Origin of the sequence: Phnomibacter sp., assembly GCF_036803085.1 — a bacterium.
In the GTDB taxonomy this organism is placed as follows: Bacteria; Bacteroidota; Bacteroidia; order Chitinophagales; family Chitinophagaceae; genus Phnomibacter.
The window spans coordinates 52,678-68,948 of sequence record NZ_DAIRUZ010000010.1 but is presented as its reverse complement, the minus strand read 5'-3'; the positions used below and the strand labels follow the sequence as shown (position 1 = coordinate 68,948).

Below are 16,271 nucleotides of genomic sequence, written 5' to 3'. Positions count from 1 at the left end.
GTTGTTTTGTGTCATTCCATCAAACCCCAAAAAAGAAAAAGTTATGACAACCATTACCCGCCTCCTCGCCATGTTGCTGTTGCTCTGCGGCAGCCTGTACACACAAGCACAAACCACTACCAAAACCGACAAAAAAGAAGCTCCTATGAAAACCTACCTCATTGAAAGAGACATTCCCGGTGCTGGCAATTTTACCCCCGGCGATTTGAAAGCCATCTCTCAAAAATCTTGCACGGTGCTCAAAGAAATGGGGCCCCGCATTCAGTGGGTGCAGAGTTATGTAACGGGCAACAAAGTGTTTTGTGTGTACAAAGCCGATAATGAAACACTGCTCAGAGAGCATGCCAAAAAAGGTGGTTTCCCCGTTACGACAATCACCGAAATCAACAACACTATTAGTCCGGCTACGGCTGAGCAATAATGATTTGATTGCATCATGAATCACCCCGGCCTGTAGGTCGGGGTGATTCATGTCTGCTGGTACGGACAGCTGCCAATGAAGCAAAACAATATTTTATTGCTGAAATACCACAAAGTGGAAAGGAGCATCTACCAAAGTACCGTTGATATCAAAAATGCGAATGATGAGTTTGCCGCTTCCGGCACCAGTAGTGGCAATTCTGAAAGAAGCTCCACCCACCACCGTAACCGTAGTGATGTAAGCCGTGTTGCTGTACGTTTCGTTGGTAATGCTGACTTCAAATTGGCCGGCAGCCGTTCTCACAATCGAGAAATTGCCGGTACCACTATTGATGCTTCCTGCAGAAGATATAGAACCGTAACAAATGGGCACCACATTGGCGGCGCCGGTGGCTGGGCGTTGTACTTCGCCGGTTATGGTAGCATCGCCATTTTTGCGGACTACCAGTGCATTGCTTCTTGCATTATCTGCCGTACCATTCCCAACAATGAAAACGGGATCTGTTGCTACAAAAGTTGTTTTGCTACTGCCTATGATTGAATCATTAAATGTACCAATCACCAGCGATGCATATGCATTGTTGACATTCCTCCGCCCTGTTACAACCCCAAAATCTGCATTCACTATGCCTTCGTATCCGGTGGCAAATGAAGCAATACCATAAGCTAAATTATATGCTCCGGTAGTAAAAGAAGCTGTGCCAATTGCACTTGTCCGAGTGCCTGTGGCAAATGCATAATCAAAAGCAGCAATTGTATTTTCACCAAAGGTTGTTGTAGCGTAGCCTTTGGCTTCTGTTCGATATCCTGTAGCGACACTGTATATCCCCGTTGCTTTTGATTCTCTGCCTGTAACAAAAGTATTGGAACCAATTGCTTCATTATTGCTACCAAATGCTGCTGAAGACTCTCCAAATGCTTTTGTATTGTCACCGAAAGCTGCCGAAGCATACCCAATATTATTCTTGTCCCATTGGTTGGCAGTAACATAGCCAGCCCTGAAAGCCATCCGTTCGGGATACCACATCATGCGTATTCCTTCGCCACTGGCTGGCGGGTTGCCATCAGGAGCACCTATCGCACCACTAAACAACACGCTACTATCTTTTACATGCAGCATGGCTTGTGGCGCATTGGTATTGATGCCAACTTTTCCCTGGCTAAAAGAGGGTACAATTGTAATGCAATAGCACAATACTGTAAAGACAATGATGGCGGGTTTGAACATGGCAAAAAATTGATGGGGTAATAGGAATCCTGGAGTAAAAATAATATTGCATACAGCATCGAAAAAATAACGGTACAGAAAAAAACAGTACCCTTCCTTATCGGCTGGTGCGGACATCTGCCGATAAAGCTAATAGCTTTTTTCTTTTCCAAATACCCGTTGTATCTTTTGTGCATGCTTACATTTTTGCTCATCGGGGTGTTGGTATTGCTGGCAGCATTGTTGCTGCTGCTGGTGCTGTGGTACCTCACTTACAAAAACACACTTGTTATGACAACGCCTTTGCCTAACTATCATTTTGATGTTCAATTTGGAGGCGTCAGTCTCCGCTTTACCGAAATCACCGGCCTCGATTTGCAGGTGGAAGTCATCGACTTTCGGGATGGCGCTTCGCCGGAATACAATACCCGCAAAATGCCGGGCCAGCACCGCTACAGCAACCTTATTTTAAAACGCGGCATAGTTACTGGCGATACCGATTTTTTTGACTGGATGAAAACCGTACAATCCGGTAAGCCAGAGCGGCGTGACCTGACTGTGCGACTGCTGAATGAAGAACATAACCCTGTGTACGTTTGGAAACTCCGTAACGCCTTTCCGGTACGGTACAGCGGCCCGCATTTCAACAGCATGCGTAGTGAAGCAGCCATAGAAACACTGGAGATTGCTTACGATGGCATGGATGTACAATCGACGGCGTAATTAGGGAAATAACGGTAGTATTTCTTTTACAATAAATCGATGCGTACCCATTGCATGCCTGCAGCAATGGCCGCATCTACACCGGGCTGGCCATCTTCAAACACCATGCATTTAGCAGGCTCAACACCTAGCTGTTCTGCCGCTGCCAAAAATGGATCGGGGTAAGGCTTCCCTCTTTGGGTATCGCCGGCGCCTACAATCACTTCCACGTATTGCAGCAGTCCCAGCACTTCCAGCGTTTTGGTTACGGTGCGGGGTCTTCCACCCGACACAATACCAATCCGCACTTTACCAGCATGCTCCTGCAAATGACGGGCAACAAATTCGATGGGTTGTGTATGGCCAATGTATGACTCGTAATAAAGGGTAGATTTTTCGGTCGCAAATTTTTCCGGATCAAAAGCCACCCCATAACGCTTACTGATTTCTGCAGACACGTCTACCGTGGGCCAGCCGGCAAGTTCGGTAATCAACTCAGGATCCAGCTCAATGCCATAGTTGGCAGCTGTTTGCACATAAGCGGCTTTGTGGGCATGCATGTTATCGGCCAGTGTGCCATCGCAGTCGTACAAAAAAGCGTCGTACCCTTTATTGGTAACGGCCAGTAGTTGCTGATATTTTGCGTCCATAGTATTGCCCGTTTCACTCATGCCGTATCATTGATTAGGGGCACAAATGTAGGTGGATGCATCGAGGTATGCTGCCACAGCCATGCAGCATCTACGAAATCGATTGTGGAATGCTGTGCAGCACAAACTTTCCCTGCTGAACATCGGTTCCCAAAGATGTGTAGCTCCGCTCTGCCACATTTACTCCGCTAACCAACATCAGTCATCTGCATCAAACATCTAGTTTCAATCATCTACCCACGGGTCCTTCAAAGGTCATTTTCACCGGTTGTATCAGGCCATTGGCATCAAAAGTCATTTTGTCGATGCAGGTAACCCGGTGGTTGTGGTGGGTTTCGCCCAACGGCCGGCGATGATATACGATCAGCCATTCATCTTTGCCCGGCACTTTCACCACCGAGTGATGCCCGGCACCGGTGGCCACAGCGGGGTCTTGCTGCAGCACGGTGCCAATGCGCTGCCAGGGGCCAAACGGCGAATCGGCCATGGCATAAGCTACCCGATAGTTGGGACCGCCCCAGCCGCCTTCGCTCCACATAAAATAATACTTGCCTTTGCGCTGAAACATAAACGGCCCTTCTACATAACCCTGCGGTGTAATTTCTTTGAATGTTTGTCCGTCTTCAAAAGGCAGCAATCCGGTAAAATCGCTGTTCAGTTTCACCATGTTGCAGCGCCCCCATCCGCCATATATCATGTAGTACTGTCCATCCTTATCCTGAAACACAAACTGATCAATGGGTTGTGCTTTGTTCACGATGGCATTGATCAATGGCTTGCCCAGCAAATCTTTGTAAGGCCCTTCGGGCTTGTTGGCCACCGCTACACCAATGCCACCCAGTTCAGTTTCTTGCTGAATGTCGTTGGCTGCAAAAAACAGGAAGTACTTTTTTCCTTTTTGAATAATGGCCGGAGCCCACATGGCCCGTTTCGCCCATTGTACTGCCGCCGTATCAATAATGCGTGAATGCTTGGTCCAGCTGCGCAAATCGGCAGAAGAAAACGCATCCATAAATACCTGCTCGTTGTACGATGCCGAATAGGTGGGAAACACCCAATACCGTTTGTTGAACACAGCACCTTCAGGGTCGGCGTACCAACCGGGTACAATAGGATTGCCCTGTTTGGCAGCGGTGTCTGTCGAAGTTTGTTGTGCCAGAGCAACTGAGCTTGTGCCCAACATCATCCATAAAAAGCAAGTGTACAAACGCATGGCAGTAATGCACGGAGATAAACGTGCCTGCCAAAACTAATGGTCAAGAGCATTCATTGCATGCCTGGCAGCGGCCATGGAGGTTAATGAAAATCAAATGACCCTATCGGGACGCTGGCAGCCATTCGGTAGAGAAGCCCACCGTAATGCGGGTGGCATCCAAAGCAGAGCGGTCGTACAAGGCAATGCGTTGCTTTTTCTTTTTATCAGCATATACGCTTACCCGCCGAAAGCCTTTGGCATCTGCAGGTTGCTGTACCAGTGTGTACCCGTTGGTAGTACACCATGATTGCCAGCAGGTGTGCAATGCATTTTGTACACTATCGGGCAATTGCCAAAACACATAGCTGCTGACACTGGAAGGTTGCTGTTGCTGTATTGTAAGTGTCTTGTATTTTTCAGCCAGCAGTTTTCTCACAAAAAGTGTATCCTGCTTGTTTTGCTGCCGCAGTTTATTCCATGTACTTATGCTGTCGGTAACCAGTTGCCATTCGGTACAAACAGGTTGCTGGGCTGTAGCGTTCAGCATACTGAATACTGTAATCAGGCTTAGCCAATAATTTTTCATGGGCATGAAATTGTACAAACAAGGTTTGACTAACCGATTACTGCTTCACAATTTTTCCGGTTTTAATGACATCTCCTGAAGAAGCAACAATGCTGTATAAATAAGTGCCGGCCGAAAAGTGTTGTACTTGTATTGTATTGCTGCCCATTAATAGTGGTTTATTCAACAGTGTACTTCCGGAATTATTTCTCACTACAATATGCATTTTTTCAAGCCCATTGTATTGCACTGTAAAAGACGAATTTGTAATGGAAGGAAACACTTTCAATGCTAATGCTGCATTGCTAATACTACTGGTTTTGCTATAACTAAATTTTCCATCAACATCTACCTGACGAATGCGATACAGCACACTTGTATAGTGTTGCAACGAAGCAATATCATCAGTAAAACTGTAGCTATTCGTCCTTCCGTTTTTAGCAACAACACGACCTGTTTTGCTATAATTTACGCCATCTGTACTCCGCTCAATATCAAAGTATGCCACCTGTACTTCATCAGCAGTTTTCCACTCCAGGCATGCAGTAGCCGAAGTACAACTTTTAGCAGTAAAGGAAATGAAGCGCAAAGGCAATGCCACAAAATCGTTTATCACATACACATCTCTTTCATTGGCTAAAGTTTGTGCTGTGGCAAAAAGTTTTGAACCCACAATGGTAAACTGTTCAATATTAGAACCATTCACACCCGGTTCAATATCCTGAAGTTGAAGTGTACCCATTTCAGTGCCGTTGCTCACCCATGGCTCTGCACCTGCGGTGGGCGTAGTAGCACTAAAGATGATTTTATCTCCAATATTGGTCAGGTTTTTTAATGAGGAAGATGAAATGCCGGGATTAATATCTTTCACCAATACAGTACCCGGTATAGTACCATCCGTCTTCCACAACTCACTGCCATGCGTTGCATCAGTTCCATAGAAATACAATTTGTTCTGAAAAACAACCATGGACATTCCACCATTACCGTGAGTGCCAGCTGCAGTTGCTAACGCTACTGTACCAGCTTGGGTGCCATTCGTTTTCCAAAGCTTAGATACACCGGCCTCAGTGGCAATAAAGTACAGCTCATTATTGAAAACAATAAAATTAAAAGGGTTACTTCCAGTAGGCCCGCTACTAATGTCTTTAACCATGTAAGTGCCGGCAGTTGTTCCGTCTGACCTCCACAACTCCACGCCATTGATGCCATCGTTTTTTGCGAAATAGGCAACATCATTCAAATTCCCAATTTGTGTGCCTTCATAGGTATTAGGCGATACGCCAGCATAAATATCTTTGAGTAACATGGTGCCTGCGGCTGTGCCATCGCTTACCCACATTTCAACCCCGCTTAGGGCATTATATGCCCAAAAGAAAATTTTGTTACCCACTGTTGTAAGGTTAGCCGGAAAGCTGCTACCCGCACCGGGTACAATATCCTTTACCATATAAGTACCAGCTGTAGTACCATCAGTACGCCAGAGTTCCAACCCATTGGGACCATCCTGTGCATCAAAATATCTTATCCCGTTCAATGTGGCAAAAAAGGCACTGCCTGAACTTCCTGCACCGGGGTTTATATCTTTTACCAATACTGTTCCGGCATTAGTTCCGTCGCTTTCAAACAACTCTACGCCATTGGCGGCGGTGCCTGAAAAAAAATACATTTTATTGTTTAAAATGGAAAATGCATAGCAACCACCATTGGCACTACCGGGTCTTATATCCTTTACCAGGTTTGTACCGGCCGAAGTACCATCTGTCACAAATAATTCATTGCCCACCACGCCATCGCTATTCTTGAAATACACTTTTCCATTGTACACAATCAGCTCAGTGGGTGCGCCGGGTGTATAATCTTTTACCAGAGAAAACGATTGTGCAAACAATTGCACACATAGCGCAAAAAACACAACCAGCGTTATGAAACACTTTTTCATTTGGGGTAGGTATTAAACCTCAAAAATATCAGCATTAATGTAGGTAATTCTACCCACTACAGGGTATTTCGCTTTGCATCAAATTCGGGCATGCCATGAGCTACTTACGCCCACAAGCCATGTAACCAAATGGAAATATCACCGTTGCAAGAATATACGCTGGCTAAAATGAATTCCATTTCTCCATTATCTTCCGCTGTAATGCAGCCCAAACAATACGGCATTTTTTCGCTACCGGTGGTAGTGGGTGCCCTCGGTTTTTTTGTCGATATCTACGATTTACTGCTATTCAGCATTGTGCGTAAATCCAGCTTTCGTGATTTGGGCGTACCCGAGTCGGCCATGAAAGACATTGGCGAAAGCATCATCAGCTGGCAAATGATGGGCCTTACCGTGGGCGGCATTTTATGGGGTATGATGGGCGATAAAAAAGGCCGCAAGAGTGTATTGTTTGGTTCCATCCTGCTGTACTCGCTGGCTACTATCGCCAATGGATTTGTGCAAACGGTAGATCAATACACCTGGCTGCGGTTTATAGCCGGGCTGGGGCTGGCTGGTGAATTGGGTGCCAGCATTACCCTTACCAGCGAATTGCTGCCGAAAGAAAAACGCGGCATTGCTGCAGCCATCATTGCTACCAGCGGTGTGTTTGGCACCATTGCCGCCTACTTTGTACACAGCCTTAGCGGCGAAGACTGGCGTCTCTGCTATTTCATTGGCGGCGGCATGGGTGTTGCCTTATTGTTTTTGCGGGTGGGTGTGCTCGATAGCGGCCTCTACGATGCCAGCAAAAAATCACATGTGCCCATGGGCAATTTCGCCATGTTCTTCAACAATCGTGAACGCATGATGCGCTACTTGCGGGGCATTTTCATTGGCCTGCCCGTGTGGTATGTGATAGGTGTGCTCATCAGTTTTTCGGATGAGTTTGCCCGCCGTTTCGGCATTGCCGATTTTGACCAACCGAAGGCGCTGATGCTGCAATACGTAGCGTTGGTATTTGGCGACATGGGCGCTGGTTTTCTCAGCAATTATTTGCGCAGCCGCAAAAAAACCTTGTTCATTTACTATGGTATTTTATCGCTGTTCATCCTCCTGTTTTTTGGTTTGAAAGGCGGTGGCACGGCCAGCAATATGTACCTGCTGTGCATGGGGCTGGGCTTTGGTTCCGGCATTTCGGTGGTATACATTACCATGAGTGCTGAGCAGTTTGGTACCAACCTTCGGGCCACAGCCGCCATCTCTATTCCCAATTTGGTGCGGGGCTTTTTGCCACTCATTTTATTGCTGTTTCAATGGCTGCGCAGTGAGCATATGCTCAACAACTACCTGACAGCCGCCGCCGTAACAGGGGCCGGCATTATTGCCCTTGGCATTTGGTCGGTGTACAAAACGCCCGAAACTTTTCACAAAGACCTCGATTACCTCGAGACCAACGGGTAAAGATGGCCGGTTGGCTTGGCTGGTCACCACAATCGTTTGCAAGTTTCTGCTGGTCGTTGCAGGTTTTTGCTGGTTTAAGTGCCGATTTCTATTATTTTAGACTGGCAAAATCATCCGTCATACTTACCAAAACTTGCCTGTAGCTTGAAATTCCAACTTTCTTTTCGCCGTAGCATGCCCCTTTTGTTGGCTGGCAGCTTCCTTTTGCTGGCCTTTGGCAGTCATGCACAAATCAACAAAAAGCCACTGCCCACCGACAGCTCACTCAAACAGCTGGAGCGGAAGTACATTCAAACACCAGTGCGTCGTGTAATGCAATCCAACGGCGATGTGTGGCTGCAACGTGATTTCAGCAACTACCTCATGAGTGCCGGCAAACATCTCGAAGGCATTGCCATGGAAGACGATGATCATGGCCACCCCGACCATACAGCACAGCTGGTAGACATACTCAATCGTCCCCATCCTTCGGTGGCCGTCATGGAAAAATATTTCCGTGAAGCGGCGCAGGAATTTGGCGTACCCGTAGCCATACTCCGTGCTTACGCACAGGTGCAAAGCAACTGGGCACAGGTGGGTGAAAGCATGTACGGATCTTGGGGTATGATGGGCCTGATAGAGCAGGGCAACGTGACGCAAATAACAAAAGCTGCAAGCCTGCTGGGCATTTCCAACGATGCTATTAAAAACGAGGCCCGTCAAAACATACGGGCAGCAGCTGTGCTGTTGGCATTGTATAAAAAACAGAACGGCAACAGCGGCAACAGTTACGAAGATTGGTTTGCGGCCGTAGCGCAACTTACCGGCCTTACCGACGCCGATATGCGCTACAGCCTGGCCAAACGGGTGTACGGTGTAATGCAGCAAGGCAGCAAAACCATCAGCATTTGGGGTGAAATTATTGAGCTGACACCCGATGAAACCATCAGCATTCCAAGCATCGAAAGCACGGGTAATATTTCAGTGTTGGGAAATGGTACGCCTGACTATACAGCTGCTGTTTACAGCCCTACCTCTTGCAACTTCAACAGCCGCCCTGCGGGAGCCGGCATCAATTATTATTTTGTACACTATATCGCAACGGGCACTTATGAAGGTGCCATCAGCTGGTTTAAAAACTGTACCTCACAAGTGAGTGCTCACTATGTGGTACGCAACAGCGATGGACAAATAACCCAAGTGGTAGATGAAGCCAAACGTGCCTGGAGCCAAGGCGTAACCGAATATAACGACCAAGGTATTGGTGTAGAACATGAAGTACTCGTAACCAACCTGAGTATGTGGGATAGCCAGCCCATGCTTACAGAAGCCGGTAAACTTTGCGCCGATGTATGTACCAGAAACGGCATTCCGAAAACCCGCCGCTCCGCCAATGGCGAGAAAGGCATTTATGGCCACAGCGATGTACGGGCCACCGACTGCCCCAATATGACACAGCTACGTTGGGACAATTTTCTCGCCAATGTAGCCGGAGCTTTGCCAAGTGTGGCCACACCCACTTTGTACAGCATCCAAGCCACAAGTGGCAGCACCGCAGTAACCGCTACCTGGAAAGCCAACCTCGAAACCAATTTGCTGGGCTATCGCTTGTACTACGCCAGCAGCGATGACATGAACAATTGGGTACTGGCCGCCAATGAGCAAACACTTACCGCTGCTACCACCGGCATCACATTGCAATCATCACAGTTTGTAATAGTACCCACCGAGCCGGTCTATCATTTCAAACTCACTGCAGTGGTCAGCAATGGGGCACTGTCGCCGGTAGAAAGCCCTGCCAGCGATGTGTACTCACGGTCGTGGAATACCACCGGCACCAAAGTGTTAGTTGTAGATGCCTTCGACCGCTCCAACGGATCATACAAAAGCAGTACGCACAACTTTGCGGCCCGCTACATGAAAGCCCTGCGAGACAGGGGCAATGTAGAAATCAGCACGGTGGCCAATGAACTCATTGAAGACGGCAGCATCAACCTGCAGCAATACAAGATTGTTGTATGGTTTATGGGAGATGAGAGTAGCCTCAACGTAGTCTTTTCAGCAGCAGAAAAATCAGCCCTTACTAATTACCTGAATAACGGTGGTAAACTACTGCTCTCCGGTTCGGAAATAGCTTACAACATTGGCCGCAGCGCTTCCACCACTTACGACCTCGCCTTTATGACAAATTACCTGAAGGCATCGTACATTGGCGATGGCGCATCTACCTACACACCTGCAACGGGCATTGCAGGCACAGATTTCGAGGGCATCAGCTTGCCGTTTGGCATTGTGTATCCCGAAGATTTTCCGGACAACATTGCTGCTGCAGGCGGCAGTGTGAGCATATTTGATTATGCCATAGCTGGCGCCAAAGGCGGGGTAGCCTACAGCGGCACATTTGGCAGCGGCACTACTCCCGGTGCCATTGTGTACATTTCTTATACGCTGGAAACTGCTACTGACATTGACATGAGTTTGTTCATGAACAAACTGCTGCCCTATTTTGGCGATTCAGTATTGCCCGCACCCCCGGTAGCAATTAACGATGCAGCCGCAGTATCGGCAGGCACGGTGAAAAGAATACATGTGTTGCAAAACGATTTGCCCAATGGCGGCAGCATCAATACCAATACTGTGACGATTGTAGCAGCGGCAGGCAATGGTACAGCTACCGCTCAGGCAGATGGCAGCATTCGCTATCAACCCAACAATGGGTTTACAGGTACAGACGCATTTACGTACAAGGTAACTTCTACCGAAGGCTATTTTTCAAATACTGCTACGGTAAACATAGCGGTACAAGAAGCCGTAGCCTGCGAGGCGACGCCAGCCGAAAAAGACGACCGTTATCCGCTCCGTGATTTACGTGGCGCATGGGTATCTACTGTTTCCAATCTCGACTGGCCATCTTCCCGCACATTGAGTACGGCACAACAGCAAGGTACGTTACTCGAGTTGCTCGACTCTTTGAAAGCCGCCGGCATCAACTCCGTGTTTTTACAAGTACGGCCAGAGTCTGATGCCTTGTATGCGTCGACGATTGAGCCATGGAGTTACTGGCTTACGGGTGCACAGGGCACTGCACCTTCACCCATGTGGGATCCGCTGGCATTTGCGATTGATGAGGCACATCAACGGGGCATGGATTTACATGCATGGCTCAACCCCTACCGGGCCAAACAAAGCACTCCAACATTGGCATCCAACCACGTGGCCGTGCAACATCCTGAATGGACATTTACATCGGGCACACTCACCATGCTCGACCCGGGCCTGCCTGCCGTGCGGCAGCACATTGCAAACGTGATTGGCGACATTGCCAGCCGTTACGATGTTGACGGTATTCACTTCGACGATTATTTCTATCCCTACAGCGGCATGGCTTCGCAGGACCTGGGCACATTTGCCAACAACAATCCGCAGGGCTTTACCGATACGGCCGCATGGCGCCGCAACAATGTAAACACCCTCATTGCTATGGTGTATGACACCTTGCAAAGCATCAATGCCTCCATGCAAAAAAATGTGGTGTTTGGTGTGAGTCCGTTTGGCATTTGGAAAAGCGGCACTCCTGCAGGCATTACAGGCACTTCGTCTTACAGTGCACATTATTGCGACCCCATTGCATGGCTGCAAGCAGGTAAAGTAGATTATCTGGCACCGCAGTTGTACTGGAAAATTACCGGTGCTCAAGACTTTGACAAACTCAGCAAATGGTGGAACGACCGTGGTCAGGAGTATGGCCGCCATATTTACCCCGGCCTTGCTTTGTACCGTATGGATGATGCCAGCAACTGGGCTGCTGCCGAAATATTGTCGCAAATCAATATGACCAGAGACAATAACCGCCCACAGGTTTTTGGCAACATCATGTTCAGGGCAGCGCAGCTGAAAAACAACAGCAAAAACATCAAAACAGAACTGCGTAACTCCGCATTCCGTTATCCATCATATGCACCGGCATTTGCGTGGAAAGATGCTGTTTGCCCAAATGCGCCTTCACAAGTAATGTTCGACGGCGACACATTGCGCTGGCAAAAACCACTAGTAGCGGCAGATGGCGATACGGCGGTGAAGTATGTTGTATATCGCTACGAAAACCAAGGCGACTTATCGCAAATGAAACAGGATGGCGCCAGAGTGGTGGGCATTGTGAGCAGCAACAAATTGTACCTGCCCAATGCGGGTTATGCGTTGTATGCCGTATCTGCCTTGGATGACAACAACAACGAAAGCGATGCTACCCTCAGCAGCTTCAACAATGTGGTGTTGTGTCCGAATGCCAGCACAATGCTGCCTGCGTTAGTAATGGGCAGTACATACCAATGGCAGCAATGGACAGGCGGTAGCTGGCAATCAATCACAGACAATGCTACATTTACTGGCACACAAAATGCAACCTTGCAGTTGAATCAATTGCCGGCCAGCATGTATGGCTTGCAACTGCGGGCTGTGGCCAATGGCACTGATGCAGGGCCGGTTTACACTGTTACATTCGGCACTAACTGGACAGGCAGTAGCAACGCAAACTGGCACAATGCGGCCAACTGGAGTTGTGCAGCCGTGCCCGATGCGACTGTGGATGTGATTGTGCCGGCGAACATTACGGTGTTTCCTGTTGTCAATACAAGTGGTGCTGCCGCAAGAAGCATACTGCTTCGCTACGGCGCTACCTTGCAAGTAACGCCGGGCTACAGTATACAAGTAGGCATACAATAAACAACGGATTTAATTTACATAAATGGGCCAGTTACTTGAACTGGCCCATTTACTATAATATGCAACTAATCGGCAGGATATACATTATCCGCCATTTTCCATTTGCCTTTTTCTTTTACAAAAGGCACGAAAGACCATGACCGGTCATTTTCTTCGGCTCCCTTGTACAACTCACTGCCAATGCGGAGTGTAGCCGTATTTTCTTTTATAACGACCTCGTATTTATTCTTTGGCGAAGTATACCACTTGATGGTGTATTGAATCGATTCCTGTCCGCCAGCCCAACGGTCATAATCAAAACCTGCCGGTATTTCTTCTTCCGGATAAGCTTTGAAATCTTTTTCTGCCTGCTGAAAATGTTTCCGCTCTGCTGCAATGTATGCAGCCCCAACCATGGGTACTTTACTACGCAAAAACGCAAAGTATTTTTCTACCTCTTTCCATTGAATTCGATACGGTGGTGCGTTGTCTTTTCCCTTGCCTTTGTACAACTCAAATTGATTGAACGCCTTTTCGTTTTTCTGGTAAAACTTCAAGAACGAAAAGAAGGTCTGCTTGATTTGTTGCTGTTCAGCTGACAGTTTTTGCCCTTGGGCGACAGCTGTGCAGCAGAAAAACAAACAGCTAAAAAAAATTGTACGCATGGTATTTTCTATTGCTGTAAATAAATACAAAAAACACAATCATCAAATACCCTTTGGTACGGATAAAAAAAGAGCCGCTTTACAGCAGCTCTTTAACAATGTTTATCACTTGTGCTAAGTTAGACGCATCCTGCCCACCGGCTGTAGCCAGATTTTTTTGACCGCCGCCGCCACCTTTAATGATGGGCGCCAGGTGTTGTTTGATGATGGCACCAGCATCCAATCCTTTTGCAGCTACCACATTGTCGGCAATGCTCACTGCCACAAACGGCTTGCCGTCAATATTGGCCGCCAGCACTACTACAAAATCGTTGAGGTGATTTTTCAGGTCGAAGCAGAGCTTCTTCAATGCATCAGCGTTACCTACTTCTACTATGTCGCCAATGAAGTTGATGCCGTTGATGATTTCATCTTTTTGCAAGAGCTCATTGCGCACCGCCACCAATTGGCGGGCTTCCAGCATTTCGATGTGCTTTTTCAGCTGTGCGTTTTCGGTGAGCAGTTTGTCTACGGCTTTGATAGGATCTTTTGCCTTCAGCAAATTGCCGATCTCTTTGATGTTTTCGAGGCTTTCAGAGAAATAACGGAACGCTGCAGGACCGGTGTATGCTTCAATACGACGCACACCCGCAGCCACCGCCGATTCGCTGGCGAGGGCAAACAAACCAATCATGCCGGTATGCATTACATGTGTACCACCACAAAGTTCCACTGAGTAGTTGGGATCAATAGTCACCACCCGTACCACATCGCCATACTTTTCGCCAAAGAGGGCCATGGCACCACGTGTCAGCGCTTCTTCTTTGGGTAATGATTCGATGATGACAGGAATGTTTTCACGGATTTTATCGTTCACTATTTTTTCAACGCTGCGGATTTCTTCATCGGTCATTTTGCTGAAATGCGAGAAGTCGAAACGCAGGTATTCATCATTCACCAACGAGCCTTTTTGTGCCACATGCGTACCCAACACCTGACGCAATGCTGCATGCAGCAAATGCGTAGCCGTGTGGTTGTACATGGTATTCAACCGACGTTCGGCATTTACCACTGCCCGTACATCGCCGTTCAATTCTGCAGGCAGGCTGTCTACAAAATGTACGATTAGGTCGTTCTCCTTTTTGGTGTTCACCACCTGAATAATTTCATCACCAAAATGCAATGCACCGGTATCACCTACCTGGCCACCGCTTTCGGCATAGAAAGGTGTGCTGGCCAGCACCAGTTGGTATTGGTCTTTGCCCTTGGCACTTACTTTCCGAAACTTTTGTACATGGGTACCCACGTTTAAATCGGCGTAGCCTACAAAGCCGAGGCCGGCTGTTTCGTTTACAATTTGCCAGTCGCCCGTATCTAAAGTAGTGGCAGCACGGCTACGGTTTTTCTGTTCGAGCATGGCTGTTTCAAAACCGGCTTCATCTACCTGCAGGTTGTTTTCGGCAGCAATAAGGCGGGTTAGGTCCAGCGGAAAACCGAAAGTATCGTAGAGTTCAAAGGCTTTGTCGCCGGCAATTACGCTAGTGCTGTCTTGCATCAGTTCAGCAATGCGCTTCAAACCTTTTTCGAGAGTAGCGAGAAAGGTTTGTTCTTCCTCCAGCACTACTTTACCAACAAAGGCTTCCTGCTTTTTCAGTTCAGGAAAAACATGCTCAAACTGTGCCGCCAGCACGGGCACCAATTGATGCAGCAGCGGCTGCTTGTAGCCGAGGTAAGAATAGTAGTAGCGAACAGCACGGCGCAATATGCGGCGGATAACATAACCGGCACCGGTATTGCTGGGCAGCTGACCATCGGCAATGGTAAAGCTGATGGCACGAATATGATCGGCCAATACCCGGAAGGCCACGGCTTGTTTGCTATCGCTGAAATCGTATTTGGCACCGGTAATGTTTTCTACCGCCGCAATGGTGCCGGTAAACAAATCGGTATCGTAGTTGCTGGTTTTGCCCTGCAGCACCCGCACCAGGCGTTCGAGGCCCATGCCGGTATCTACGTGCTTGGCAGGCAGTGGCTGCAGGCTTCCGTCTTTCAGGCGGTTGAACTGCATGAATACGTTGTTCCAGATTTCAATCACCTGTGGGTGGTCGTTGTTCACCAGGGTTTTGCCATCTACGGCAGCACGTTCTGCATCGGGGCGACAGTCTACGTGTATTTCGGTACAGGGGCCGCAGGGGCCTGTGTCGCCCATTTCCCAAAAGTTGTCTTTTTTATTGCCCAGCAAAATGCGGTTGGGGTCAATCCATTTGGCCCATTCAGTAGCAGCTTCTTCGTCTTTCGGCAGGCCTTCTTTTTCATCGCCTTCAAACACGGTGACGTACAACCTGTCTTTGGGAATTTGATACACGCCGGTGAGCAGTTCCCAGCTCCACGCAATGGCTTCTGTTTTAAAATAATCGCCAAAGCTCCAGTTGCCCAGCATTTCAAACATGGTGTGGTGGTAGGTATCTACGCCCACTTCTTCCAGGTCGTTGTGCTTGCCGCTTACCCGCAGGCATTTTTGCGTATCGGCCACCCGCTTGCTGGCAGGGGTTTGGTTGCCCAAAAAATAATCTTTGAACTGGTTCATACCCGCATTGGTAAACATGAGGGTAGGATCATTTTTTACCACAATGGGGGCACTGGGCACAATGCTGTGCTGCTTCGAAGCAAAAAAATCGAGAAACTGCTGGCGTATTTGAGCTGCGGTCATGCTGGTAGATACTTTGGTCATTTCAATATTTTGCCGTCGGCGTAAGAAATTGGTCAAAACAGACTCCTAAAGGCTATTTTTGACTGCTTTGCCTGGCAAGGTGCGCAAAGGTA

11 protein-coding genes are annotated in these 16,271 nt (G+C 48.1%); 4 read left to right on the top strand and 7 right to left on the bottom strand.

Features of this window, described 5'->3' with window-relative positions; genetic code table 11:
- Nucleotides 1–43 precede the first annotated feature (43 nt).
- Nucleotides 44–421, top strand: a complete 378-nt coding sequence (locus V7Q13_RS16655; protein ID WP_333801802.1) for a DUF4242 domain-containing protein — start codon at nucleotides 44–46, stop codon at nucleotides 419–421.
- A gap of 93 nt (nucleotides 422–514) precedes the next feature.
- Here V7Q13_RS16655 and V7Q13_RS16650 read toward each other — a convergent pair whose 3' ends face one another.
- A complete protein-coding gene (locus tag V7Q13_RS16650; protein ID WP_333801801.1) occupies nucleotides 515–1,648 on the bottom strand; it encodes a hypothetical protein in 1,134 nt (377 codons plus the stop codon).
- 174 nt (nucleotides 1,649–1,822) lie between these two features.
- Here V7Q13_RS16650 and V7Q13_RS16645 point away from each other — a divergent pair, with 174 nt between their 5' ends.
- Complete coding sequence (locus V7Q13_RS16645; RefSeq protein WP_333801800.1) at nucleotides 1,823–2,350, top strand: phage tail protein; 528 nt, start codon at nucleotides 1,823–1,825, stop codon at nucleotides 2,348–2,350.
- A 26-nt stretch (nucleotides 2,351–2,376) separates the two neighbouring features.
- Here the strand turns inward: V7Q13_RS16645 and V7Q13_RS16640 are convergent, their stop codons facing one another.
- From V7Q13_RS16640 to V7Q13_RS16625, 4 genes are all read right to left on the bottom strand, one after another.
- Nucleotides 2,377–2,979 carry an HAD family hydrolase gene (locus tag V7Q13_RS16640; protein WP_333801799.1) on the bottom strand — a complete coding sequence of 201 codons (603 nt, stop codon included), beginning with the start codon at nucleotides 2,977–2,979 and terminating at the stop codon, nucleotides 2,377–2,379.
- Between the two features lie 229 nt (nucleotides 2,980–3,208).
- Nucleotides 3,209–4,192: a glycoside hydrolase family 43 protein gene (locus tag V7Q13_RS16635; protein ID WP_333801798.1), complete on the bottom strand. Its 984-nt coding sequence runs from the start codon at nucleotides 4,190–4,192 to the stop codon at nucleotides 3,209–3,211.
- 103 nt (nucleotides 4,193–4,295) lie between these two features.
- Complete coding sequence (locus V7Q13_RS16630) at nucleotides 4,296–4,760, bottom strand: hypothetical protein (RefSeq protein ID WP_333801797.1); 465 nt, start codon at nucleotides 4,758–4,760, stop codon at nucleotides 4,296–4,298.
- A 37-nt stretch (nucleotides 4,761–4,797) separates the two neighbouring features.
- Nucleotides 4,798–6,681 (bottom strand): ELWxxDGT repeat protein, encoded by a 1,884-nt coding sequence (locus tag V7Q13_RS16625; protein ID WP_333801796.1) that lies wholly within the window; start codon nucleotides 6,679–6,681, stop codon nucleotides 4,798–4,800.
- 129 nt (nucleotides 6,682–6,810) lie between these two features.
- Here V7Q13_RS16625 and V7Q13_RS16620 point away from each other — a divergent pair, with 129 nt between their 5' ends.
- Both V7Q13_RS16620 and V7Q13_RS16615 read left to right on the top strand, forming a co-directional pair.
- Entirely contained in the window at nucleotides 6,811–8,124 is a 1,314-nt protein-coding gene (locus V7Q13_RS16620; protein ID WP_333801795.1) for an MFS transporter, read from the top strand.
- Nucleotides 8,125–8,298: 174 nt separating this feature from the next.
- The gene (locus tag V7Q13_RS16615) at nucleotides 8,299–12,825 is read left to right on the top strand and encodes a family 10 glycosylhydrolase (protein WP_333801794.1); all 4,527 of its coding nucleotides are present in this window, start codon (nucleotides 8,299–8,301) and stop codon (nucleotides 12,823–12,825) included.
- A gap of 65 nt (nucleotides 12,826–12,890) precedes the next feature.
- Here the strand turns inward: V7Q13_RS16615 and V7Q13_RS16610 are convergent, their stop codons facing one another.
- Together V7Q13_RS16610 and alaS are read right to left on the bottom strand one after the other, a co-directional pair.
- Nucleotides 12,891–13,469: a hypothetical protein gene (locus tag V7Q13_RS16610; RefSeq protein WP_333801793.1), complete on the bottom strand. Its 579-nt coding sequence runs from the start codon at nucleotides 13,467–13,469 to the stop codon at nucleotides 12,891–12,893.
- Nucleotides 13,470–13,548: 79 nt separating this feature from the next.
- Complete coding sequence (alaS, locus tag V7Q13_RS16605) at nucleotides 13,549–16,179, bottom strand: alanine--tRNA ligase (RefSeq protein WP_333801792.1); 2,631 nt, start codon at nucleotides 16,177–16,179, stop codon at nucleotides 13,549–13,551.
- Nucleotides 16,180–16,271 lie beyond the last annotated feature (92 nt).